Annotated in this window: 13 protein-coding genes, 22 tRNA genes and 3 rRNA genes; 6 read left to right on the top strand and 32 right to left on the bottom strand. The window is 41.8% G+C overall.

Annotated features, from left to right (window positions below; translation table 11 throughout):
- Nucleotide 1 precedes the first annotated feature (1 nt).
- On the bottom strand, nt 2–1,402 hold the full coding sequence (locus QE429_RS07625; RefSeq protein WP_307285878.1) for an isochorismate synthase: 1,401 nt from the start codon (nt 1,400–1,402) through the stop codon (nt 2–4).
- Between the two features lie 354 nt (nt 1,403–1,756).
- Here QE429_RS07625 and QE429_RS07620 point away from each other — a divergent pair, with 354 nt between their 5' ends.
- Nucleotides 1,757–2,695, top strand: coding sequence for a 1,4-dihydroxy-2-naphthoate polyprenyltransferase (locus QE429_RS07620; protein ID WP_307285876.1), 939 nt, complete (start codon nt 1,757–1,759; stop codon nt 2,693–2,695).
- A gap of 39 nt (nt 2,696–2,734) precedes the next feature.
- Here the strand turns inward: QE429_RS07620 and QE429_RS07615 are convergent, their stop codons facing one another.
- The 29 genes from QE429_RS07615 to QE429_RS07475 all read right to left on the bottom strand — a co-directional run bounded on the left by QE429_RS07615 (nt 2,735) and on the right by QE429_RS07475 (nt 18,768).
- Nucleotides 2,735–5,128: a glycogen/starch/alpha-glucan phosphorylase gene (locus QE429_RS07615; RefSeq protein WP_307285874.1), complete on the bottom strand. Its 2,394-nt coding sequence runs from the start codon at nt 5,126–5,128 to the stop codon at nt 2,735–2,737.
- Entirely contained in the window at nt 5,118–6,569 is a 1,452-nt protein-coding gene (glgA, locus tag QE429_RS07610; protein ID WP_307285872.1) for a glycogen synthase GlgA, read from the bottom strand. Before glgA ends, QE429_RS07615 begins: the two co-directional genes overlap by 11 nt.
- Nucleotides 6,566–7,597, bottom strand: a complete 1,032-nt coding sequence (locus QE429_RS07605) for a GlgC family sugar phosphate nucleotidyltransferase (protein ID WP_307285870.1) — start codon at nt 7,595–7,597, stop codon at nt 6,566–6,568. Before QE429_RS07605 ends, glgA begins: the two co-directional genes overlap by 4 nt.
- Before the next feature lie 69 nt (nt 7,598–7,666).
- Nucleotides 7,667–8,812 (bottom strand): glucose-1-phosphate adenylyltransferase, encoded by a 1,146-nt coding sequence (locus tag QE429_RS07600; protein WP_307285868.1) that lies wholly within the window; start codon nt 8,810–8,812, stop codon nt 7,667–7,669.
- Nucleotides 8,760–10,703, bottom strand: coding sequence for a 1,4-alpha-glucan branching protein GlgB (gene glgB, locus QE429_RS07595; RefSeq protein ID WP_307285866.1), 1,944 nt, complete (start codon nt 10,701–10,703; stop codon nt 8,760–8,762). Before glgB ends, QE429_RS07600 begins: the two co-directional genes overlap by 53 nt.
- Before the next feature lie 853 nt (nt 10,704–11,556).
- Nucleotides 11,557–11,628 (bottom strand) — tRNA-Glu (locus QE429_RS07590).
- Between the two features lie 8 nt (nt 11,629–11,636).
- Nucleotides 11,637–11,727: transfer RNA gene (locus tag QE429_RS07585), tRNA-Ser, on the bottom strand.
- Nucleotides 11,728–11,731: 4 nt separating this feature from the next.
- Nucleotides 11,732–11,806 (bottom strand) — tRNA-Asn (locus tag QE429_RS07580).
- 8 nt (nt 11,807–11,814) lie between these two features.
- A tRNA-Ile gene (locus QE429_RS07575) sits at nt 11,815–11,891 on the bottom strand.
- A gap of 6 nt (nt 11,892–11,897) precedes the next feature.
- Nucleotides 11,898–11,971, bottom strand: a tRNA-Gly gene (locus QE429_RS07570).
- A gap of 8 nt (nt 11,972–11,979) precedes the next feature.
- Nucleotides 11,980–12,055 (bottom strand) — tRNA-His (locus QE429_RS07565).
- A 27-nt stretch (nt 12,056–12,082) separates the two neighbouring features.
- Nucleotides 12,083–12,158, bottom strand: a tRNA-Phe gene (locus QE429_RS07560).
- 6 nt (nt 12,159–12,164) lie between these two features.
- Nucleotides 12,165–12,241 (bottom strand) — tRNA-Asp (locus tag QE429_RS07555).
- A 3-nt stretch (nt 12,242–12,244) separates the two neighbouring features.
- Nucleotides 12,245–12,318 (bottom strand) — tRNA-Met (locus QE429_RS07550).
- Between the two features lie 31 nt (nt 12,319–12,349).
- Nucleotides 12,350–12,442, bottom strand: a tRNA-Ser gene (locus QE429_RS07545).
- Nucleotides 12,443–12,460: 18 nt separating this feature from the next.
- Nucleotides 12,461–12,537, bottom strand: a tRNA-Ile gene (locus tag QE429_RS07540).
- Nucleotides 12,538–12,694: 157 nt separating this feature from the next.
- A tRNA-Met gene (locus tag QE429_RS07535) sits at nt 12,695–12,771 on the bottom strand.
- 18 nt (nt 12,772–12,789) lie between these two features.
- Nucleotides 12,790–12,865, bottom strand: a tRNA-Ala gene (locus QE429_RS07530).
- Between the two features lie 15 nt (nt 12,866–12,880).
- Nucleotides 12,881–12,957, bottom strand: a tRNA-Pro gene (locus tag QE429_RS07525).
- Between the two features lie 6 nt (nt 12,958–12,963).
- Nucleotides 12,964–13,040 (bottom strand) — tRNA-Arg (locus QE429_RS07520).
- Between the two features lie 13 nt (nt 13,041–13,053).
- Nucleotides 13,054–13,142: transfer RNA gene (locus tag QE429_RS07515), tRNA-Leu, on the bottom strand.
- 9 nt (nt 13,143–13,151) lie between these two features.
- Nucleotides 13,152–13,223: transfer RNA gene (locus tag QE429_RS07510), tRNA-Gly, on the bottom strand.
- Between the two features lie 14 nt (nt 13,224–13,237).
- Nucleotides 13,238–13,322, bottom strand: a tRNA-Leu gene (locus QE429_RS07505).
- A 14-nt stretch (nt 13,323–13,336) separates the two neighbouring features.
- Nucleotides 13,337–13,412 (bottom strand) — tRNA-Lys (locus tag QE429_RS07500).
- Between the two features lie 102 nt (nt 13,413–13,514).
- Nucleotides 13,515–13,590, bottom strand: a tRNA-Thr gene (locus QE429_RS07495).
- Between the two features lie 22 nt (nt 13,591–13,612).
- A tRNA-Val gene (locus tag QE429_RS07490) sits at nt 13,613–13,688 on the bottom strand.
- An 8-nt stretch (nt 13,689–13,696) separates the two neighbouring features.
- Nucleotides 13,697–13,813: ribosomal RNA gene (gene rrf, locus QE429_RS07485) — 5S ribosomal RNA — on the bottom strand.
- Nucleotides 13,814–13,944: 131 nt separating this feature from the next.
- Nucleotides 13,945–16,880: ribosomal RNA gene (locus QE429_RS07480) — 23S ribosomal RNA — on the bottom strand.
- A 350-nt stretch (nt 16,881–17,230) separates the two neighbouring features.
- A 16S ribosomal RNA gene (locus tag QE429_RS07475) occupies nt 17,231–18,768 on the bottom strand.
- The 16S, 23S and 5S rRNA genes sit together here with 21 tRNA genes alongside, the layout of an rRNA operon.
- Before the next feature lie 502 nt (nt 18,769–19,270).
- Between QE429_RS07475 and QE429_RS07470 the strand changes: the two genes are divergently transcribed.
- The 4 genes from QE429_RS07470 to QE429_RS07455 all read left to right on the top strand — a co-directional run bounded on the left by QE429_RS07470 (nt 19,271) and on the right by QE429_RS07455 (nt 22,313).
- Entirely contained in the window at nt 19,271–19,966 is a 696-nt protein-coding gene (locus QE429_RS07470; protein WP_307285864.1) for an MgtC/SapB family protein, read from the top strand.
- Between the two features lie 89 nt (nt 19,967–20,055).
- Nucleotides 20,056–20,128 (top strand) — tRNA-Ala (locus tag QE429_RS07465).
- A gap of 320 nt (nt 20,129–20,448) precedes the next feature.
- Nucleotides 20,449–20,775 (top strand): DUF485 domain-containing protein, encoded by a 327-nt coding sequence (locus QE429_RS07460; RefSeq protein ID WP_307285861.1) that lies wholly within the window; start codon nt 20,449–20,451, stop codon nt 20,773–20,775.
- Nucleotides 20,775–22,313 (top strand): solute symporter family protein, encoded by a 1,539-nt coding sequence (locus tag QE429_RS07455; RefSeq protein WP_307285858.1) that lies wholly within the window; start codon nt 20,775–20,777, stop codon nt 22,311–22,313. Before QE429_RS07460 ends, QE429_RS07455 begins: the two co-directional genes overlap by 1 nt.
- Nucleotides 22,314–22,333: 20 nt before the next feature.
- Here QE429_RS07455 and QE429_RS07450 read toward each other — a convergent pair whose 3' ends face one another.
- Complete coding sequence (locus QE429_RS07450; protein WP_307285856.1) at nt 22,334–23,698, bottom strand: DEAD/DEAH box helicase; 1,365 nt, start codon at nt 23,696–23,698, stop codon at nt 22,334–22,336.
- A 195-nt stretch (nt 23,699–23,893) separates the two neighbouring features.
- On the opposite strand from QE429_RS07450, the gene QE429_RS07445 reads away from it, so the two are divergent.
- The gene (locus QE429_RS07445) at nt 23,894–24,469 is read left to right on the top strand and encodes an RBBP9/YdeN family alpha/beta hydrolase (RefSeq protein ID WP_307285855.1); all 576 of its coding nucleotides are present in this window, start codon (nt 23,894–23,896) and stop codon (nt 24,467–24,469) included.
- A 37-nt stretch (nt 24,470–24,506) separates the two neighbouring features.
- Here the strand turns inward: QE429_RS07445 and QE429_RS07440 are convergent, their stop codons facing one another.
- Nucleotides 24,507–24,872: an SCP2 sterol-binding domain-containing protein gene (locus tag QE429_RS07440; protein WP_307285853.1), complete on the bottom strand. Its 366-nt coding sequence runs from the start codon at nt 24,870–24,872 to the stop codon at nt 24,507–24,509.
- Nucleotides 24,873–24,968 lie beyond the last annotated feature (96 nt).

The following is a 24,968-nucleotide window of genomic DNA, read 5'->3' as shown; positions in this document are numbered from 1 at the left end:
ATTATTGTCCTCCAAGAGCTCGAAGCATAGGTCTAAACTTCAAACTCGTCTCCAAATATTCACTTTCAGCATTCGAGTCTGCCACCACACCGCATCCGGCAAACAACGAAGCTTCATTCCCCTGTATCAATCCAGAACGGATTGACACAGCAAATTCTCCATTTTGTCTGTAGTCTACCCAGCCTAATGGAGCAGCATAAAATCCACGGTCTAAATCCTCAACCTGTCTAATTTTTTCAACCGCCGCCTCTTTAGGCAACCCTCCAAGTGCAGGTGTGGGATGAAGACGTTCAACTAATAACAATAATGAGGCTGCTTGATTACATTTCCCAATTACAGGAGTATATAAATGTTGAATATCCCTAATCTTCATTAATTGAGGTTTGTTAGGCAGAATGATTTTTTCACAGGATTCCTCAAGCGCTTCCTTAATCATTTCCACTACATAACCGTGCTCGATTAAGTTCTTCTGATCGTTTAATAATGTCTCACCCAAAATACGGTCTTCTTCTTCCGTCTTCCCTCTTGATATGGAACCTGCAAGACAAGTAGAGTACACTTCCGTTCCCTGTTTTTTAACCAATCTCTCTGGTGAAGCGCCAATAAAGCAATCCCCATTGGACTCAAAAGCAAATATAAAGCTTTCGTGCTGCTGGGTGTATAAATTATTTAACACGTTTTCTGCTTCTACTAAATCGTTGAACACTAGTCTAAGCTCACGAGCAAGTACGACCTTTTTTAATGGTCCATTTGTTAATTCATTCACAACCCCATCAACCGTACTCTTCCATTTTTCAGGAAAAATTTCCTTTGTTTCAACTAATGTACATAGTTGTGGTTTATATTTACGTTCCAGGGATTGAAAGAGTTGATTTCTTTCCTCCAGAATCTTGCTAAATAAAGATAAATCATCATGTGGGGTGCAAACAGTGTTAATTGTTAAAAATGTTCTTTCATTAACAATACTTAATAAGTATTTAGGTATATGAAATAAGGAATCCGCATATTTAGACCAAAGCTCTGTTTTTTCTTTATATGGATCAAAAGAAAATCCACCGAACATGACCGGGCCTGTACCAACCTCATTAAAGTCGTTGTAGATAAGACTATTTTCTAAGAATGTCTTCCATTCTTTCTCAACAAGAAAAAAGCGGTCAGTAGCCTGATCCGACTGAATTTGATGAGAGATCCCCAGCCCTATTAGAATAATCTCATCTGTAGGATCCTTCCAGAAAAAACGTTCCCCTTGATAGCGTTCTTTTCCTGCATTAAAAAATAAAAGTGGGTTAATCATGTCTATTTGATGAACTTCACTTATTAAAATTGGCTGACCGAGTTCTTTCGCACGATTAACAGCCGAAAGACCCCTTTCCATTATTTCCGTTTCTTGAATGGTAACCAAACAAATCCCTCCAAAACAGCCGAAATGACTGTTATCCATTCATTTTAAGCTTTATATAAGATACTATTCCCATTGTAAAGAAGTCAATAATACTTGTCACTACCAAAACAGCCTTCATTCCTTATTATATATCAAATTGTCACCTTTTGGGTGAAAACGGTTTTTTCATTACTTTCATTCTCCCACCAACCAATTAATAATAATCGAACAGGTATTATCTTCTAGTTTTGAAAACAAAAATTAATTGACACTATTAGTGGAATTCCATACACTTAGGTTTGGGCATAAACCTATACAATACTAACGATTTAAGCTTGATATAGAGAAAAAATAATTAAAAGGGGGAGAACATATATGCAGCCAAATATGCAGCAGGGTTCGAAACCTGTGGTTGAAGCAAATCGTGGCTTTCAGGTTTGGTGGCAAATGACCCGTCCTCATACACTAACAGCAGCATTCGTACCTGTCTTACTTGGTACAGCGTTAGCATTAAAGTCAGGGAACATCCATTTCGGGTTATTTATCGCCATGCTGATTGCTAGCTTGTTGATCCAAGCAGCTACAAATATGTTTAATGAATACTTTGATTTTAAACGAGGACTCGACACGGAACATTCAGTTGGGATTGGCGGCTCCATTGTCCGCGATGGAATTAAGCCTAAAACAGTTATGCAAATTGCTCTTAGTCTTTATGGAATCGCCCTTTTATTAGGAGTTTATATTTGTATGAACAGCAGCTGGTGGTTAGCAGTAGTCGGACTTATTTGTATGGCCGTCGGTTATCTATATAGTGGTGGACCACTGCCAATTGCTTACACTCCATTTGGAGAATTATTTTCAGGCTTTTTCATGGGAATGTTAATCATATTGATTACTTTCTTTATCCAAACTGGCACAGTGACCAAGACAAGCATCCTTATTTCCATCCCTATTTTAGTTTTGGTTGGCGCGATTAATTTTTCAAATAATATTCGTGACCTTGAGGGTGATAAAGAAAATGGCCGTAAAACATTAGCCATTTTAATAGGGAAAAAGAAAGCCGTCCGTTTATTAGCTGTGATGTTTATCTTTTCATATGTTTGGATTCTTGGACTCATTATCAGTAATGAGGCGCCGATTTGGACAGCTGTCGTCATTTTAAGTGTTCCGAAAGCCATTAAAGCGATTAAAGGTTTTATTGAAGGGACGTTGCCCATTCAAATGGCACCTGCCATGAAAGCAACTGCCCAAACGAATACGATTTTTGGATTTTTATTAGCCATCGGTATTTTTATTGGACACATTTTAGCGTAAATTTTAAAAGGCTGACTCAAACCTGAGTCAGCCTTTTCCTTATAAGGATTGAATTTGCCAAATACCATCCGCGTATTCTTGAATGGTTCGATCACTTGAAAAATAACCCGCATGTGCAATGTTGGTTAAACTCATTTTCTGCCATCTTAATCGATCCGTAAAGACTTCACCTACAGTTCGTTGCGTGTCCGCATAGGAAGCAAAGTCCTTTAAGACAAAATACTGATCGTTTTCCTCCAGCAACGAATCAAAGATAGGTTCAAACTCGTTATATACCCCTGGGAAAAATCCGTTTATTAGCTGGTCAACTGCTTGGCGAATACGAATGTCATGGTGGTAATAATCGACAGATTGATAGCCCCCATGTTGATAATAATGGAGAACCTCCTCTGCACTAAGTCCGAAAGTAAAGATGTTAGAGTCTCCTACTAATTCCTTAATTTCAATGTTAGCCCCATCTAATGTACCGACGGTTAGAGCACCATTGATCATAAATTTCATATTACCTGTACCAGATGCTTCTTTACTAGCGGTAGAAATTTGCTCACTTATATCCGCAGCTGGAAAGATTTTTTCTGCTAGTGATACCCGGTAATTCTCAAGGAAAATCACTTTTAAACGATCTTCTACTTTTGGGTCATTATTGATTTTTTCTGCAACGGTATTTATCAATTTGATAATCTTCTTTGCATAATAATACCCTGGTGACGCTTTCGCTCCGAATATAAAGACTCTCGGCACTAGTGAATAGCTGGAATCCTCTTTGATTCGGTTATATAGGTGCATGATGTGCAACACATTTAACAACTGACGCTTATAGGCATGGAGCCGTTTAACTTGCACATCAAAAATGGCTTGTGTATCCACAGCAACTCCCGTCTTATCAAGAATGATTTCGGCTAAAATCTGCTTATTTTCATTCTTAATTTTCCCTAATTGCTCTAAAAATGCGGTATCATCTTTATATTTGAGTAAATGAGAAAGCTCCGAACCTGAATAGGTCCAAGAAGGTCCAATCGATTCCGTAATCAAGGATGATAACTTAGGATTTGCCTTTAACAGCCATCGGCGGTGGGCAATTCCATTCGTCTTGTTATTAAACTTCTCTGGATAAAGTTGATAAAACTGATTCATCTCTCTTTGCTTTAATATCTCTGTATGTAATTTTGCCACACCATTGACACTAAAGCTTCCGACAATTGCTAAATGCGCCATTTTTACAAAACCGTCGGCGAGAATAGCAAGTCCCCTAATTCGCTCCCAATCACCAGGAGTTTGATCCCATAACTCCTGGCAAAACCGTTCATTGATTTCTTCAATAATCATATAAATTCTTGGGAGTAAGGGCTGAAAGATGTGAATGGGCCACTTTTCCAGCGCTTCAGATAACGTTGTATGATTGGTATAAGAGATGGTTCTTCTTGTCACTTCCCATGCTTGCTCCCAATCGAATCCTTCTTCATCAATGAGAATTCTCATTAATTCCGGTATGGCAAGTACGGGGTGGGTATCATTGATATGAATGCAAATATGCTCGTGAAGCTGCTGTAAGCTTGCATGTTGTTTCCTGTAACTTCTTACGATTGATTGGATGCTTGCTGAAACAAGAAAGTATTGCTGTTTTAACCGTAAAATTTTTCCCTCATCGTGTGTATCATCTGGATATAAAAATTCAGAGATTGATTCGGTTTCTCGCTTATATTTTAAGATATCCTTATGAAAAGGAAATTGAGACGGCTCCGCATTCCAAAGTCTTAGAGTATTAATCGTATTGGACTTATATCCTATCACAGGCATATCATGTGGCACGGCTGTGACCGTTTCAGCATTTAAATGATGAAAGACAAGGCGGCCATCTTCCATTCTTGATTCTACCTTGCCCCAAAATGGAATCTTTACTGCATAGTCTACCTTGCGAATCTCCCAAACATTTCCGCTTCTTAACCATTGTTCAGGTAATTCCACTTGATAGCCATCCACGATTTTTTGTTCAAATAACCCGTGTTTATAGCGTATTCCGTGACCATGCCCTGGTAGGTTAAGAGAAGCTAGTGAGTCTAGAAAGCAGGCGGCTAACCTTCCTAAGCCGCCGTTTCCTAGCCCTGCATCTGCCTCTAATTCTTCTAGCTCTCCAATGTCAATCCCAAGCTCTTGTAGGCCTTCTTGTACTGTGTCCTCAATACCTAAGTTGATTAAGTTTTGTCTTAATAGTTTTCCTAATAAATATTCAATAGAGAGATAGTATACCTGCTTGCCCTTTGCAGTATGGTAGCGCTCATTTGTCGCAATCCAGTCATTACTAACAAATTCACGTATCATGCTCCCAAGAGTTTGATAATGATCTCGATTAGAACTTTCTGTGAAACTCTTTCCACATAGCATCTCAAGCCTTTTTAAAAAGGTCTCCTTAAATTCCGTTGTACTAGAAAACATGTGTTTCACTCCTTGAGATGAGCTCTGCATAGAGTTGGTTGTAACGGAATGCGGACTGTGCCCAACTATAATCCATTCCCATTGCCTGCTTAACAATGGAGTCCCAACCTTCATGATCATGGTAAAAGCTGATAGCTCGCTGGATAGTATACAGCATGTCATGAGCATTGAAGTTTTTAAATGAGAATCCGTTTCCTTTATTAGTAAATTCATTCCAAGCTTTCACTGTATCATTTAAACCGCCCGTTTCACGGACAATAGGGATTGCTCCATATTTCATGGCAATTATTTGACCAAGTCCGCAGGGTTCGAACAGGGATGGCATTAAAAACAAATCAGCCGCTGCATAAAGCTTATGGGCTAATTCCTCATTAAAACCAGTATGAACCTTTAACTTTTCAGGATACATTCGTCCTGCGTGTCTTAAGTGTTCTTCGTACTCATAATCGCCTGTACCAAGAATGATAATCTGAATATCCTCCTGTAATAAGTCACGCAGCACACATTTCAGTAGGTCAAGTCCCTTTTGCTTCGTTAGCCTTGAGATCATTACAAGTAAAGGTGTTTTTGGGCTTTGCGGCAAATCAAACCTTTTTTGAATTTCTCTTTTATTAATTGATTTCTTATGATGGTCATTCGCTGAATAGGTTTGATAAATCAATTCATCTTTTGCTGGATTGTAAAAGTCTTCATCAATTCCATTAATTATTCCAAGCAAATCTTCGTTTCTCTCTCTTAGTAAACCATCTAATTTTTCACCAAACACAGGAGTTTGAATTTCCTCTTTATAGGTCGGGCTCACAGTGGTGATTTTATCTGCCGACACCAGTGCCCCCTTCATAAAATTAACATTTCCAAAAAACTCTAAGGTATTAGGGCGGAAGACTTGGTAGTCAAGCCCAAACAAATCTCCAAGAACTTCTTTAGGAAAAATCCCCTGAAACTGCAGATTATGAATTGTAAACATGGTCTTTATTTGACCATATCCCTTTCTCTTGTAATATTCTGTTCGTAAGAGAAAAGGAATCATTGCTGTATGCCAATCGTGACAATGCATCACATCTGGATAAAAGTTTAACTGAGCAATTGTCTCAAGTACCGCTCGATTAAAATAGGCAAACCTCTCTCCGTCATCATAATAACCGTATAGATTTTCCCGCTTAAAGTAGTATTCATTGTCGATAAAATAAAAGGTTACACCTTGATGTGTAAGCTCCTCGATGCCACAAAATTGATTTCTCCAACCAACTGGAACAGTAAATTCCTTTATTTTTTTCATTTCCTTTTTATATTCATCAGAAATGGTTCCATACTTAGGCAAGATTACCCTTACGTCTGTTCCTAAATTTTTCAGTTCTTTTGGAAGTGAACCGGCAACATCTGCAAGTCCTCCTGATTTCGCAAATGGTCCACATTCTGAAACGGCAAATAATACTTTCACGAGTTCATCAACGCTCCTTGTTTCGTCCCTTTTCTAATTACATATGGGGCACGTGCTGTACCAATTAACCGGGTCCCTGCTTCCACTTTTACGTCCTTATCCAGAATCACAGAATCTAGATAGCAATTATCTTCAATTTGGCATTTTTGCATAATGATGCAGTTTTTGATCACTGCCCCTTTTCCGATCTTTACTCCCCGAGAAACTATGCTATTTTCAACACTTCCGCTGATAAAACAGCCATTTGCAATCATTGCATTTTTCACTTCAGAGCCTTTTACATATTTAGTAGGAGGTTCATCCTTTACTTTGGTTATAATGGGCTGCTCTTTAATAAAGAGGTTTTTCCAAACTTCAGGCTTCAACAAGTTCATACTCGTTGCAAAGTAGTTTTCAATAGAATCAATCATTACGGCATAGCCTTCATAATTATAGCGGCAAATGGTGTAATCGTTGTGCAGATCATTTACCACATCCTTCATGCATGTATAACCTGTTTCGTTTCTTGTTTCAATGAGTTTGATTAGTAAAGAGGTCTTAATTAAATACATCTCCATTGGCCGGCCGTCTTTATGATGAATTTCTGTGATGTCACATCCATTTTCTCTATGCCAATTAAGGACAGAATGAAAAGTCATGTTAAAGACGGTATGACAGTTGGAGATGATCGCATATTCCTGTGTAGATCGATAAAAAAAGTCTAAATTAGCAGCAAAGTGCTCAAAGGAACCGATCTTATTTCCATCGTTATCAACGATTGGTGACGGGAAAAAGAAAAGTCCATCCCTCTTACGATTTAAATCCCAGTTCTTCCCTGACCCAAGGTGATCCATGAGTGAACGGTACTGCATCTTTGGAAAAATAGCCACACTTCGAATCCCTGAATTCACCATATTCGATAAAACAAAATCAATAATGCGGTATCTACCCGCGAAAGGCAACGCAGCCAGTGAACGGTGAGTTAATAAATCTTCTAAATCCTCATGGTAAGTAGTGGCATCAATGACGCCTAAAAGCTTTCTTTTCACTCCGAACCCCTCCAGTATATAAAATGAAAAACTCTTGTATTTGGGGCCTTTCTAGCCCTCAAATGTGATTTAAAAAGCAGGATATAGTCCGCTTAACATTTCTTGAGTTACTAAAACAATCTCATCATCATAAGAGCGGATGACTGTTCCATCTGGTACTTGAACATCACACGGTACAATTGCCTTTTCAATTAGGCAATTTTCACCAATGGTAGCATCCGGCATAATGACGGACTCTTTAATAATCGATCCATTCCCTACGGTCACACCTTGAAATAATACTGATTTATCAATTTCTCCATCAATGGTACATCCCTCGTTTATCAATGATTCTTTTACAATTGCATTCGGAGAGATATATTGCGGAGGTTGGTTCGGATTTACGGAATAAATTCTCCAGTCATGATCAAACAAATCTAACTCACAGTCTTCACCTAACAGGTCCATGTTTGCTTCCCAAAGGCTTTGTACAGTACCGACATCCTTCCAATAGCCTTTAAATGGATAGGCAAACAATTTTTTATTTTCCTCTAAGAGCATTGGAATTACATCTTTACCAAAGTCATGACTTGAACCTGCTTTTCGGTCATCCATTTCTAAAAATTCCTTTAGTACATTCCAACTGAAAATATAAATGCCCATGGAGGCTAAATTATTTTTTGGATTCGCAGGCTTTTCCTCAAACTCTACGATTCTCATATCCTCATTTGTATTCATTATGCCGAATCGGCTTGCTTCCACCCATGGTACCTCAATTAAGGAAATGGTTACGTCTGCTCTTTTTTGAATATGATAATCAAGCATACCTTCGTAATTCATTTTGTAAATGTGGTCTCCAGAGAGGATTAATACATACTCAGGCTGATATTGCTTCAAATAATTTAAATTCTGATAAATAGCACTTGCTGTACCTGTATACCACTTGACTTCTGAAGACTCGCTATATGGCGGTAAAACCGTTACACCACCATCCTTACGATCAAGGTCCCAAGCACTGCCAATTCCAATATAAGAATTAAGCAATAATGGCTGATATTGTGTAAGTACTCCGACTGTATCTATCCCAGAATTGGCACAATTGCTAAGTGTAAAATCGATAATTCGATATTTACCCCCAAACGGTACAGCTGGCTTTGCTAAATCCTTTGTAAGGGAATTAAGTCTACTTCCTTTCCCTCCTGCTAATAGCATGGCTACGCACTTTTTCTTTGCCATTTCCTTTCCTCTCCTTTCGTTTTTTAACCGGTCTAATTATTTGAAAACCATAAGCGGGAATTTTGATGTCAATAGAATACGCTTGACCATGGAATGGCTCATCTAATGCAACAATCGTCTTTTTATTAACTACTCCATTTCCACCGTATTCTGTTTGGTCACTAGTAAAAATTTCTCGATACTCCCCGAGTTGAGGAACTCCGATTTTATAAATTGGGTAACTAACTCCTGTAAAGTTACAAATAATGATTAAATGTTCCTCTTCCTTCTTCCCTCTTCTGATAAAAGAGAAAATCGATTGGTGGCTGTTATTTACATCAATCCATTGAAAACCATCCTGTAAATGGTCTATCTCATATAAGGCTTTAGAACGCTTATATAGCTTTGTTAAATACTTGACATAGTCATTTAAGTAACGATGCATCTCATAGTCCATTAAGTGCCAATCAAGCTGCTCTTTATCCTTCCACTCCGCGAACTGTCCCAATTCAAATCCCATGAAAAGAAGCTTTTTCCCAGGATGTGCAAACATATAGCCAAGTAATAGCCTTAATTGAGCAAATTTTTCCCAATATTCGCCTGGCATCTTATCTAAAAGGGACTTCTTTCCATGGACAACCTCATCATGCGAAAAGGGGAGCATAAAGTTTTCTGAAAATGCATATAAAAGTGAAAAAGTAACTTTTGAATGGACCTGCTGCCGTGCAAACGGAGGGGTTTCCATATATTCAAGCATGTCGTTCATCCAGCCCATATTCCATTTATAGTCAAAGCCAAGACCTCCATAATGAACAGGAGTCGTAACTTGTGGGAAATCAGTTGAATCTTCTCCAATCATCAAAAAATGTGGATCATATTCGTGGATTTCCTGATTTAATTTTTTCAAGAAATTTATTCCATATGGATTTTCGCACTTCTCGTTGGATATATTTGGCCAGTAAATGATATTTGCCACCGCATCCATTCGGAATCCGTCGATATGGAATGCATCCATCCAAAAACGAGCATTTGAGATAAGGAAGCTTTGTACTTCACCTTTTCCAAGGTCAAAGTTTGCTGTCCCCCATACAGGGTTTTCTCTGTCCCTTTCATGCGTATAGGAATAAATATGTGTACCATCAAAGCGGTAGAGTCCGTGTGCATCCTTGCAAAAGTGCCCTGGAACCCAATCCAGAATGACACCTATACCGTTTTGGTGACATTGATCTACAAAATAACGAAAATCATCTGTGTTTCCATACCTTGAAGTAACAGAAAAATAACCTGTACCCTGGTAACCCCACGATGCGTCGAGCGGATGCTCAACAAGTGGCAACAGCTCTATATGTGTAAATCCATGTTCAATTACATACGGTATAAGTTCTGTAGCCAATTCTTTATAGGTTAAGAAGTCTTCTTTGGCTTTCTTCTTCCACGAACCCAAATGAACTTCATAAATGATGGCAGGTTCGGATAGGAAGTTCTTTTTACCTCTTTGGTTCATCCAATGACTATCTTGCCACTTATAGTTATCTAGTGAATAAACAACAGAAGCAGTCATTGGTCTTATTTCAGAATAAAACGCGAATGGATCTGACTTAAGGAGTGTCTCACCAGTTTGTGAGAAAATTTCATACTTATAAATACTTCCTGTTAAGTCTTGATTCAAAATTAGAATCCAAACGCCTTCGTTGTTCACTCTTTCTAATTCATACCCTTCACCATTCCAGTTGTTAAAATCACCTACAAGTCTTATTTGATGGGCATTAGGTGCCCATACACAAAATCGTGTAAAAACGTGGTTGGAATTCCTGAAGATATGAGCGCCAAAAAGCTGATGACTTTGAAAGAAGTTTCCTTCATGAAATAAGTGCAGCTGGTAATCAGTAGGAAATAACGTGTTCACTGTCATGGCTAACCTCATCCCCATTGAAAATATGTATTTCAAAGACCAATTATAATTCCAAATAGATGATATGCCTCCAAAAACTTTTTTATCTTTTCTGACAATTACTGATTTAATGTTCTAGAAAGTTTCAATTATCATCAATATTCAACACAAAACGACAAATAATCCATCGTTATTCGACAGGAATCTTTAAAGTTTTTTTGAATTTTTTATTTAAAATACAATAAAAAAATTATTTGATTTATATCACATTAAAGGAGTGAAATTTCAAGAAATGCAGAGTTTTGTAAGCGTTATCAATATTTATTCGGGATGGAGATTTGCGGATTTGTTATTTTAAGATAATAATTTTATGTATTGTTTTGTGAATTGTTCTTAAAATTGAGTACAGGGTCTTTTTGGCTAGTGTATGAGGAAATAGTCACGGTAAATGGAGTGGTGAACTTTTTGCTAGACTCGTCACATGTAGGGCATCTACGTTACCCTATTAAGTCGAGAATGCAGCATTGGGTAACGGACATGTCGTCTATGTTACCCAAACAGGACCTGGATAACAATTTGGGTCATATAGAAGTGGTCTACGTGACTTGAATAGGGTTTTCACGCTGCAATGGGTAACGTAGAAGCAGGCTACGTTAACCAACTAGATTTTTTTTGTTCTGCTCGGTCACGTAGAGCACCTCCACGTTACCCAACTAGATTTTTTTTGTTCTGCTCGGTAACGTAGAGCACCTCTACGTTACCTAAATTACTCAGGAATAAATATAACTGAGTGTACTTAAACAATAATCATTTCCAATCTTCCTTTAAAAAGGAACAAAAAAAACTGATGATACTTTATCATCAGTTTTTTTTATGACCCCTACGGGATTCGAACCCGTGTTACCGCCGTGAAAGGGCGGTGTCTTAACCGCTTGACCAAGGGGCCAAAATCTATGGCAGAGAAGAAGGGATTCGAACCCTCGCGCCGGTTACCCGACCTACTCCCTTAGCAGGGGAGCCCCTTGAGCCACTTGGGTACTTCTCTATAATGGCTCCGCAGGTAGGACTCGAACCTACGACCGATCGGTTAACAGCCGATAGCTCTACCACTGAGCTACTGCGGAATAATATATGGTGGGCCTAAATGGACTCGAACCATCGACCTCACGCTTATCAGGCGTGCGCTCTAACCAGCTGAGCTATAGGCCCACATTTTGGAGCGGGTGATGGGAATCGAACCCACTACATCAGCTTGGAAGGCTGAGGTTTTACCAGTAAACTACACCCGCAAAATAAATGGGGCGACTGATGGGAATCGAACCCACGAATGCCTGAACCACAATCAGGTGCGTTAACCACTTCGCCACAATCGCCACAATAAAAACTATATTTAATTAAAATGGTGGCTCAGGACGGAATCGAACCGCCGACACAAGGATTTTCAGTCCTTTGCTCTACCGACTGAGCTACTGAGCCAACATATGGCGGTCCGGACGGGACTCGAACCCGCGACCTCCTGCGTGACAGGCAGGCATTCTAACCAACTGAACTACCGGACCATATTGCGGGGACAGGATTTGAACCTGCGACCTTCGGGTTATGAGCCCGACGAGCTACCAGACTGCTCCACCCCGCGACGGTAAAAACTATTTAATTCTGAAATAATATGGCGGAGGAAGAGGGATTCGAACCCCCGCGCGGTTTAACCCGCCTGTCGGTTTTCAAGACCGATCCCTTCAGCCGGACTTGGGTATTCCTCCATATTATATAAAAGATAATGGTGGACCTTGTAGGACTCGAACCTACGACCGGACGGTTATGAGCCGTCTGCTCTAACCAGCTGAGCTAAAGGTCCAAGTTGAAGTTCTATTACCATAATATTAAAACCGTCTGTCCCATCTCAGAAAGCATACTCAAGTAGCAGCTCGATGGTGACAACTCGTTGCATTTTCATTGGAGCCTTGCTCGTTGCTCTAACCAGCTGAGCTAAAGGTCCAAGTTCATTAAATATTTGGTAGCGGCGGAGGGGATCGAACCCCCGACCTTACGGGTATGAACCGTACGCTCTAGCCAGCTGAGCTACACCGCCAAATAGTTATTAAAATTATGGTGGAGCCTAGCGGGATCGAACCGCTGACCTCCTGCGTGCAAAGCAGGCGCTCTCCCAGCTGAGCTAAGGCCCCATAATTTATTAAAAATGGTCGGGAAGACAGGATTCGAACCTGCGACCCCTTGGTCCCAAACCAAGTGCTCTACCAAGCTGAGCTACTTCCCGTAATAATGGCGCGCCCGAAAGGAGTCGAACCCATAACCTTCTGATCCGTAGTCAGACGCTCTATCCAATTGAGCTACGGGCGCAATATTTTAAAAATGGTGCCGAGGACCGGAATCGAACCGGTACGGTAGTCACCTACCGCAGGATTTTAAGTCCTGTGCGTCTGCCAGTTCCGCCACCCCGGCAATTAAGAGAGCGGAAGACGGGATTCGAACCCGCGACCCCCACCTTGGCAAGGTGGTGTTCTACCACTGAACTACTTCCGCATATTAAGTTTAAATGGTGCGGGTGAAGGGAGTCGAACCCCCACGCCTTGCGGCGCCAGATCCTAAGTCTGGTGCGTCTGCCAATTCCGCCACACCCGCATATTCATTTAAAATGGTGAGCCATGAAGGACTCGAACCTTCGACCCTCTGATTAAAAGTCAGATGCTCTACCAACTGAGCTAATGGCTCATATAACTAAAGTGTACTAAAAAAGCAAATTGTTTTTTTGCTGAAAATCCCTTCAGGATTTCTCGCATGCTTCCGCTGATGTTAACCAAGAAGTAAGAAGCATGGTGCCGGCGAGAGGACTTGAACCCCCAACCTACTGATTACAAGTCAGTTGCTCTACCAATTGAGCTACACCGGCAATTAGTTTGAGAAAAAATATATGGTGGAGGATGACGGGATCGAACCGCCGACCCTCTGCTTGTAAGGCAGATGCTCTCCCAGCTGAGCTAATCCTCCGTATAACAGCCTGGCAATGTCCTACTCTCACAGGGACTTTCGTCCCAACTACCATCGGCGCTGAGAAGCTTAACTTCCGTGTTCGGTATGGGAACGGGTGTGACCTTCTCGCCATAATTACCAGACTATTAATGCGACACTATTTTATTATAATGTCTTTTTGATATTTTGCAAGAGGAATTTCAAAAAAATTTCATTCCCTCAAAACTAGATAATGTAGAAGAAAGTTCAATAAACATGTGAGTTCGCTAAAAACTTGGTTAAGTCCTCGAACGATTAGTATCAGTCAGCTCCACATGTTACCACGCTTCCACCTCTGACCTATCAACCTGATCATCTTTCAGGGTTCTTACTAGCTTGACGCTATGGGAAATCTCATCTTGAGGGGGGCTTCATGCTTAGATGCTTTCAGCACTTATCCCGTCTGCACATAGCTACCCAGCGATGCCTTTGGCAAGACAACTGGTACACCAGCGGTGCGTCCATCCCGGTCCTCTCGTACTAAGGACAGCTCCTCTCAAATTTCCTGCGCCCACGACGGATAGGGACCGAACTGTCTCACGACGTTCTGAACCCAGCTCGCGTACCGCTTTAATGGGCGAACAGCCCAACCCTTGGGACCGACTACAGCCCCAGGATGCGATGAGCCGACATCGAGGTGCCAAACCTCCCCGTCGATGTGGACTCTTGGGGGAGATAAGCCTGTTATCCCCGGGGTAGCTTTTATCCGTTGAGCGATGGCCCTTCCATGCGGAACCACCGGATCACTAAGCCCGACTTTCGTCCCTGCTCGACTTGTAGGTCTCGCAGTCAAGCTCCCTTGTGCCTTTACACTCTACGAATGATTTCCAACCATTCTGAGGGAACCTTTGGGCGCCTCCGTTACTCTTTAGGAGGCGACCGCCCCAGTCAAACTGCCCACCTGACACTGTCTCCCACCCCGATAAGGGGTGCGGGTTAGAATTTCAATACAGCCAGGGTAGTATCCCACCGACGCCTCCACCGAAGCTAGCGCTCCGGCTTCTACGGCTCCTACCTATCCTGTACAAGCTGTACCAAAATTCAATATCAGGCTACAGTAAAGCTCCACGGGGTCTTTCCGTCCTGTCGCGGGTAACCTGCATCTTCACAGGTACTATAATTTCACCGAGTCTCTCGTTGAGACAGTGCCCAGATCGTTACGCCTTTCGTGCGGGTCGGAACTTACCCGACAAGGAATTTCGCTACCTTAGGACCGTTATAGTTACGGCCGCCGTTTACTGGGGCTTCGATTCAGAGCTTCGCTTGCGCTAACCCCTCCTCTTAACCTTCCAGCACCGGGCAGGCGTCAGCCCCTATACTTCGCCTTGCGGCTTCGCAGAGACCTGTGTTTTTGCTAAACAGTCGCCTGGGCCTATTCACTGCGGCTCTTCGAGGCTATTCACCTCAAAAAGCACCCCTTCTCCCGAAGTTACGGGGTCATTTTGCCGAGTTCCTTAACGAGAGTTCTCTCGCTCACCTTAGGATTCTCTCCTCGCCTACCTGTGTCGGTTTGCGGTACGGGCACCTTTTATCTCGCTAGAGGCTTTTCTTGGCAGTGTGGAATCAGGAACTTCGGTACTAAATTTCCCTCGCTATCACAGCTCAGCCTTTACGGAAAGCGGATTTTCCTACTTTCCAGCCTAACTGCTTAGACGCGCATATCCAACAGCGCGCTTACCCTATCCTCCTGCGTCCCCCCATCACTCAAACGATAAAGAGGTGGTACAGGAATATCAACCTGTTGTCCATCGCCTACGCCTTTCGGCCTCGGCTTAGGTCCCGACTAACCCTGAGCGGACGAGCCTTCCTCAGGAAACCTTAGGCATACGGTGGATGAGATTCTCACTCATCTTTCGCTACTCATACCGGCATTCTCACTTCTAAGCGCTCCACCAGTCCTTACGGTCTAGCTTCAACGCCCTTAGAACGCTCTCCTACCACTGACATCTACGATGTCAATCCACAGCTTCGGTGTTACGTTTAGCCCCGGTACATTTTCGGCGCAGAGTCACTCGACCAGTGAGCTATTACGCACTCTTTAAATGGTGGCTGCTTCTAAGCCAACATCCTGGTTGTCTAAGCAACTCCACATCCTTTTCCACTTAACGTAAACTTTGGGACCTTAGCTGGTGGTCTGGGCTGTTTCCCTTTTGACTACGGATCTTATCACTCGCAGTCTGACTCCCACGGATAAGTCTTTGGCATTCGGAGTTTGTCTGAATTCGGTAACCCGATGAGGGCCCCTAGTCCAAACAGTGCTCTACCTCCAAGACTCTAACAACGTGAGGCTAGCCCTAAAGCTATTTCGGAGAGAACCAGCTATCTCCAAGTTCGATTGGAATTTCTCCGCTACCCACACCTCATCCCCGCACTTTTCAACGTGCGTGGGTTCGGGCCTCCATCCAGTGTTACCTGGACTTCACCCTGGACATGGGTAGATCACCTGGTTTCGGGTCTACGACCACATACTCATTCGCCCTATTCAGACTCGCTTTCGCTGCGGCTCCGTCTCTTCAACTTAACCTTGCATGGGATCGTAACTCGCCGGTTCATTCTACAAAAGGCACGCTATCACCCATTAACGGGCTCTAACTACTTGTAGGCACACGGTTTCAGGAACTATTTCACTCCCCTTCCGGGGTGCTTTTCACCTTTCCCTCACGGTACTGGTTCACTATCGGTCACTAGGGAGTATTTAGCCTTGGGAGATGGTCCTCCCTGCTTCCGACCGGATTTCACGTGTCCGGCCGTACTCAGGATCCACTCAGGAGGGAACGAAGTTTCGACTACAGGGTTTTTACCTTCTCTGACGGGCCTTTCCAGGCCGCTTCATCTACCCCGTTCCTTTGTAACTCCATGTAGAGTGTCCTACAACCCCAAGAGGCAAGCCTCTTGGTTTGGGCTATGTCCCGTTTCGCTCGCCGCTACTCAGGGAATCGCGTTTGCTTTCTCTTCCTCCGGGTACTTAGATGTTTCAGTTCCCCGGGTATGCCTTCAATACCCTATGTATTCAGGTAAAGATACTGTTCCATTACGAACAGTGGGTTCCCCCATTCGGAAATCTCTGGATCAAAGCTTACTTACAGCTCCCCAAAGCATATCGGTGTTAGTCCCGTCCTTCATCGGCTCCTAGTGCCAAGGCATTCACCGTGCGCCCTTTCTAACTTAACCTAAAAGGTTTATTACTCTATATATAATAGAGAGAAAACTAAAATGGCGATTACTCGATGTTTCTTGACTTTCTTCTTTACGATTATCTAGTTTTCAAAGAACGAGGCTACTGATTTCAATCACAACGTGATTAAACTTCAGAGCTTTACATCATGCTGCCTTGCGACGAGCTGAAGAGTTACCTCTTCGAATATGCTATGGCGCAGGAGCAAAGCAATTATTAAGACGTTTAAATCTAGTTGTAAAAGACCAACTAGTCAGAGAGAAATTGCACTCTCAAAACTAAACAAACAGAAAACAATCAAACAAACATGTTTTGTCTGGCTCATAGGTCCAGCTTATATCCTTAGAAAGGAGGTGATCCAGCCGCACCTTCCGATACGGCTACCTTGTTACGACTTCACCCCAATCATCTGTCCCACCTTAGGCGGCTGGCTCCTTACGGTTACCTCACCGACTTCGGGTGTTACAAACTCTCGTGGTGTGACGGGCGGTGTGTACAAGGCCCGGGAACGTATTCACCGCGGCATGCTGATCCGCGATTACTAGCGATTCCGGCTTCATGTAGGCGAGTTGCAGCCTACAATCCGAACTGAGAATGGTTTTATGGGATTGGCTAAACCTCGCGGTCTTGCAGCCCTTTGTACCATCCATTGTAGCACGTGTGTAGCCCAGGTCATAAGGGGCATGATGATTTGACGTCATCCCCACCTTCCTCCGGTTTGTCACCGGCAGTCACCTTAGAGTGCCCAACTGAATGCTGGCAACTAAGATCAAGGGTTGCGCTCGTTGCGGGACTTAACCCAACATCTCACGACACGAGCTGACGACAACCATGCACCACCTGTCACTCTGTCCCCCGAAGGGGAAAGTCCTATCTCTAGGAGTGTCAGAGGATGTCAAGACCTGGTAAGGTTCTTCGCGTTGCTTCGAATTAAACCACATGCTCCACCGCTTGTGCGGGCCCCCGTCAATTCCTTTGAGTTTCAGCCTTGCGGCCGTACTCCCCAGGCGGAGTGCTTAATGCGTTAGCTGCAGCACTAAGGGGCGGAAACCCCCTAACACTTAGCACTCATCGTTTACGGCGTGGACTACCAGGGTATCTAATCCTGTTTGCTCCCCACGCTTTCGCGCCTCAGCGTCAGTTACAGACCAGAAAGCCGCCTTCGCCACTGGTGTTCCTCCACATCTCTACGCATTTCACCGCTACACGTGGAATTCCGCTTTCCTCTTCTGCACTCAAGTCCCCCAGTTTCCAATGACCCTCCACGGTTGAGCCGTGGGCTTTCACATCAGACTTAAAGGACCGCCTGCGCGCGCTTTACGCCCAATAATTCCGGACAACGCTTGCCACCTACGTATTACCGCGGCTGCTGGCACGTAGTTAGCCGTGGCTTTCTGGTTAGGTACCGTCAAGGTACCGGCAGTTACTCCGGTACTTGTTCTTCCCTAACAACAGAGCTTTACGACCCGAAGGCCTTCATCGCTCACGCGGCGTTGCTCCATCAGACTTTCGTCCATTGTGGAAGATTCCCTACTGCTGCCTCCCGTAGGAGTCTGGGCCGTGTCTCAGTCCCAGTGTGGCCGATCACCCTCTCAGGTCGGCTACGCATCGTCGCCTTGGTGAGCCGTTACCTCACCAACTAGCTAATGCGCCGCGGGCCCATCTGTAAGTGTCAGCCGAAACCGACTTTCAGCTTTTCCTCATGTGAGGAAAAGGATTATCCGGTATTAGCTCCGGTTTCCCGAAGTTATCCCAGTCTTACAGGCAGGTTGCCCACGTGTTACTCACCCGTCCGCCGCTAACCACCGAAGTGGTTCGCTCGACTTGCATGTATTAGGCACGCCGCCAGCGTTCGTCCTGAGCCAGGATCAAACTCTCCAAGAAAGTTGATTAGCTCATTTTGTTACGTTGGCTAACTTCAATTAAGAAGTTAAATATTATTGTTTGTTGACGTTTTGTTTGTTTAGTTTTCAAAGAACAATTATTGTTACAAGACTGTTCAACAGCTTGTACTTTATTGCTTCGCCGCTCAAAAGCGACCTCTTTAATTTAACATATCTCTCAACTTAATGTCAATAACTTTTTTTCGAAACATCTTTTTGTTATTTACACTCTCGCTGAGGACGAGATTTAATATATCATGATATAAAAATGTTTGCAATATAATTTCATAAGTTTTTTTAGATTTATTAATGTCATATATAAAAACATGAGCGGATAAACTAATAAGAAAGCCCTCGGTAGTTTACGTTCTACTCATCAATTAATCCCCAATATATTTTTTTAATCTTTCATTGCATCCTTCATTATGTGTAAAATCAAAGTAGGTTCCACTTAGTTGCTTATCCCTTTAAAGAACTGACTATTAAATTGGACGTGAATGATAATGAATAATATGGAGATGGATATTCTAATAAAATTAGGAATTTCCGCTGTTTTCGGCCTAATTATTGGTTTAGAGCGTGAATTAAAAAGAAAACCGGTGGGTTTAAAAACGAGTCTAGTTATCTCAGTAGTAAGCTGTTTGTTAACTATCGTATCAATTCAATCCGCATATATGTTCCCTAACTCTGATGAAGTGAAAATTACAATGGACCCTCTCCGTTTAGCTGCTCAAATAGTTTCAGGTATTGGATTTTTAGGTGCTGGAGTAATTTTGCGTAGAGGAAATGACAGTATCTCAGGGTTGACCACAGCTGCAATGATCTGGGGCGCAGCCGGAATTGGCATAGCTGTTGGTGCGGGATTTTATTTAGAAGCCTTTGTCGGGGTTGCTCTTCTTATTATTAGTGTGGAATTAATCCCTTTTTTAATGAAACTATTTGGTCCGAAGCAATTACGTGAAAAAGAAATCATGCTTCAACTCTTTATAAGAGATCAGGCACAGATTGATAAAGCAATAAGCTACCTTATAGAGAAAAAATATATCGTCCGTCGTCTTAAAATAAAGGACTTAGATAATGGAGATCACTTAGTTCAAATTCTAGTTGCTGTCGATTATCGTGAAAGGACCACCGAAGTGTATGCATCCGTTTCTAATTTAGAAGGTGTAAAGAAAGTAGAAATTGAAAGTATGAGTTAATAGCCCTTTAAATTATGACAGTATTGGAATTTTCCTCTTGCAAGTTATTTGGAATGCATATATAATTTTTCATGTACCGATTAATATTTGGGGGCTTAGCTCAGCTGGGAGAGCGCTTGCATGGCATGCAAGAGGTCGTCGGTTCGATCCCGATAGTCTCCATATTTAGAAAACCTTTGCGTAGCAAGGGTTTTCTTTTTTTGTTCAGTCAATAACCAACTCTACCTTCTCTCTCCTTAATGGTTAAATTTTCCTATTTTTAAGGAATTACCTTGCCTACTTATTTGTGTTTTCCCTATAATTAGAAATGTAATGTTTTAAAAATTTCGAAAAATCTGCAATCTATGCGAGGTGAACATTTATATAGTAAGCATTTTCCTCAGTTTCTCTTTCATTTTGCTATCTTCACCACTTGACCAATCAACTTTTCTTTTCTTTGTACCTCGGATTTGACTAAGGGTTTTTGAGAGGGGGAGCTTCCATTGGAGGCAAAACAAATAAAGGCTAATATTAAAAACGATTACAGTGCAATCGCTCAATCATCTTCATTCCAGACATTACTCTCCGAAAAGAAAAAATTTATCATTCCAATCACCATATTCTTTTTCTGTTTTTATTTTGCCTTACCCATTTTAACTTCCTACACAACTATCCTAAACAACAAGTTCATCGGCAACATTACTTGGGCATGGGTTTTTGCCTTTTTACAATTTGTTATGACATGGGTTTTGTGCATGATTTATTCTAAAAAAGCAGCACGATTTGATGAGTTAGCTAAGAAAGTGGTAGAAGAAGGAGGAAATAGCTAATGAATACAGCTGCTTTTACAATGTTTCTTTGTATTGTTTTTGTAACGTTAATTATTACCTACTACGCTTCAAAACGAACGAAAAATGCTAATGAATTTTATACAGCGGGCGGGGGATTGACAGGCTGGCAAAATGGACTCGCCATTGCTGGAGATTACATGTCTGCAGCTTCCTTTCTAGGCATTGCTGGCGCTGTAGCCTTGACTGGGTTCGATGGATTTTTCTATAGTATCGGATTCCTCGTTGCTTACTTAGTGGTTCTTTATATTGTAGCCGAACCAATGCGTAACCTTGGAAAGTATACCTTTGCTGATATGATTGCCTCTCGTTTCGATGCGAAGAAAGTTCGTGGATTTGCCGCCATTAATACAGTTACGATTTCGATTTTTTATATGATCGCTCAACTTGTAGGAGCGGGTGCACTCATTAAATTATTATTAGGCTTGGAATACACAACATCTGTTTTGATTGTTGGCGTACTAATGACGGTGTATGTTATTTTTGGAGGAATGCACGCAACTAGCTGGGTGCAAATCATCAAAGCAGTTCTCTTAATGGGTGGTACCTTCTTAATATCAATTATCGTTTTTTCTAAGTTTAACTTCAGCATTACGGATATGTTCGCACAAATGAAAACTGCTACACCTTTAAAGGAAACTTTCCTAAATCCTGGGGTCAAATATAAAAGTGGCCTTGATACGATTTCTTTAAACATGGGTCTTGTACTCGGTACTGCCGGGCTTCCACATATATTAGTCCGCTTCTTTACCGTAAAAGATGCTAAAACGGCTCGTAGTTCAGTAGTTTATGCAACATGGATCATTGGGATATTTTATGTCATGACTATTTTCCTTGGCTTTGGCGCAGCTGCCTTTGTTGGTACGACTAAAATTGTCGCCGCCAATCCAGCTGGAAATATGGCAGCGCCATTATTAGCACAAGCCCTAGGCGGCAACATGCTATTTGCGTTCATTTCTGCTGTTGCATTCGCTACCATCTTAGCTGTAGTAGCCGGGCTAGTTCTGACAGCCGCCTCTGCCTTTGCTCATGATTTTTACAATGAAATACTTAAAAAAGGGAAGGCAACTGAGAAACAGCAAGTTAGCATGGCACGTTGGGCAGCAATTGGAGTTTCCATCATTTCTATTGTTCTTGCATTAGGTGCACAAACTCTAAATGTCGCATTCCTAGTCTCCCTTGCATTTGCTGTTGCAGCTAGTGCAAACTTACCAGTTATTATTTACACTATTTACTGGAAGCGATTTAATACCTCTGGTGCAATTTGGGCCATGGTTATCGGACTTATTTCCGCCATTGGGTTAGTTATCATTAGCCCGAATGTGTTCAGTCCTGAAGTAGGAAAAGCTATTTTCGTAGGGAACCCTATCTTCCCATATACAACACCTGGTATTGTATCAATACCGCTTGGATTCCTAGCTGGTTATCTCGGAACCATTTTCTCCAGCCAAAAGGCTGATGTAAAGAAATACGAGGAAGTCTTAGTCAAATCAAATACCGGTATTAAAGCTGGAGTATAAACCGAAGGGGCTGAAAATGTTCAGCCCCTTTTCTTCTTGCTTGTTGCTCCAGCTTTTGTTCCTTTATTTCTTGGTGGACCACTTTTTGTTTCTTGTCTCCCTGATTTTGCCCCTTTGGGATGTGTGCTAAATTTCTTTCCTTTTACTTGTGTTCCCTGTCTCCCTCGTTCCGCAGGTTTTTCCTCTCTTACACCACGGCCACCACGCCGTTCTTTTCGTTCACCTGTCCTGTCCTTTTTTGTATCCTTCTTCGTATCTTCATCCATTTTGGCATTGCCCAAATTCTGTTTTGGAATGGTAATGTTTAGCTCTTGTTCAATTAATTCAAGAGTTGGACGGTCATCTGTGGTGTAGAAAGTAAGAGCTAATCCAGTCATTCCAGCCCTGCCTGTTCGGCCGATACGATGGATGTAGCTTTCGGAATCCTGAGGAATGTCATAATTGAATACATGAGTCACTCCTTCTACATCCAACCCTCTAGCTGCCACATCCGTTGCGATTAATAACTGTATTTCAGCATCCCTGAATCGTTTCATCACTTGCTCTCTCTTTGCCTGCGATAAGTCCCCGTGAAGTTCATCACATGAAAACTTATGTGATTTTAAGACATCATAAAGCTTGCTGACCCTTCTTTTCGTTCGGCAAAAAATAACCGCTAAAAAGGGGCGATAGGTTTCAACTAATTGGATAAGCGTACCTTGTTTTGCCCGATCCGTTGTATGAATAGCTATTTGTTTTACATTTTCGGCTGGTCCCTGTGTTTTTTCTATTTGAATATACTCAGGGTCAAGCATATGCTTTTTAGCTAATTTGCGAATTTCCGGTGGCATTGTAGCAGAGAACAACATCGTCTGACGTGACTTAGGTGTCTCCCTGATAATGTCCTCCACCTCTCCCAAGAATCCAATATGCAGCATTTGGTCTGCTTCATCTAAAACTAGATAGGATATCTCTGACAAGCGGATAGTCTCTCTTCTAATATGATCCAATAGACGTCCGGGAGTCCCAACGACGATTTGAGGGTTTCTTCGTAATTTTTTCAACTGTTTTGCTACATCCTGGCCACCATAGACAGCTAATACATCTGTACCTTTACGATCAGCAATCAGTTTTTCCACTTCTTCCGTGATTTGCAGGGCTAACTCCCTTGTTGGTGTCACGATAAGCGCTTGTATATGATCCACATCATTCCTCAGCTTCTCAAGAATAGGCAGGATGAAAGCAAATGTTTTCCCTGTTCCTGTTTGTGCTTGAGCAATAATATCACTGCCATTCATTACAAATGGGATGGCTTGTTCTTGGATGGGTGTGGGCTTTGCGATACCCAAACTGCGAAGCTGGTCTACTAAGGATTGGGAAATACCCAATGATAAAAAGTCTAACAATAATACCCCTACTTTCTTCATAACTATTTATTAATATTGATTGTTTATCGTTTCAAATGCAAATATTCTTTAATGATTGAAAGTAACAAATAAGAATTGTTGAAACTTTCGTTGCCTTTTTTCCATTTAGACATTATAATTTTGTTAAAACCAACTTATTACATCGGAATAGTAAACAAAGAAAAGAGGGATGACTTGAACCAATTCAGTTTTCTCATTATTCATGGATTAGGAGGAAGTGGTCCTGATCACTGGCAAACCTGGTTGTCACAGGAATTAAAACAAAGAGACTATCATGTTTGTTACCCGACGTTTACAAACTATGATACACCTGACAAAAAAGTATGGCTGAAGGAATTATCAGCAGCCATTGATTCTATTCCTGAGAATCGACAGTTGATTGTCGTTACACATAGCCTTGGGTGTATACTTTGGATGCATTTTGCAGCTATGAATAATAAACAAATGGCCCATCGAGTCATAATGGTTGCCCCACCTTCTCCAGAAATGACTCTAACGGAAGCATCGTCCTTTTATCCTGTACCAGTGGTAAAAATAAATCTAGAGAATTTGGCTGAAGAAACTCTTTTTGTCCATTCTTCTAATGATCCATATTGTAATGAACAGCATAGAGAAAAGTATGAAAATCTAGAGTTGCCCTCAATTACATTTCAAAATATGGGGCACATTAATGCCAAATCAGGTCATGGCCCATGGACATGGATTTTAGAACAATGTCTTTCAATCCCAAAAGAGGCTAAACTTGTCTAATAGAAAAAGACTGCTGGGAATAACAGCAGTCTTTTTCTTATAACGGCTCTTTAATATTATATTTACGGAGAATACTTTCAATCTTAAAACCCGTGCTTAAATCTCCTTTTGCTTTCACCTTACCTGTTAGTAATGCCATGGTACCACTTTGTTTACCTAGGAGGAACTTTTTGAAGTTATCATAGGACAAAGCCATGGTTACATCCGGAGAGGCTTCTATTCCTTGCTTAATAGTCAATTTTCCATCCTGGAAAAAATGCTGGTAGGTTGCTGGCTCCTGGTCGTAAACATCATATTGAACCACAGCGTTAAATCCCTTTATGGGTCCTGGATTTTCATTGAATATCTCTTCAATTCTTACCATCAAGTCTGCCAAAGAATATTCCTGAATCGCTCTTGCCATATATTGTCCCTCCTAGAAATAAACTATCAAACATTTCTTATAATTCTATGATACTAATATGAAATTGGATTGACCAATGTACGTTTTTTGAACTTT

The organism is Bacillus sp. SORGH_AS_0510 (assembly GCF_030818775.1).
In the GTDB taxonomy this organism is placed as follows: domain Bacteria; phylum Bacillota; class Bacilli; order Bacillales; family Cytobacillaceae; genus Neobacillus.
The sequence above is the reverse complement of the archived record's forward strand: the minus strand, read 5'-3'. Positions and strand labels throughout refer to the sequence as shown.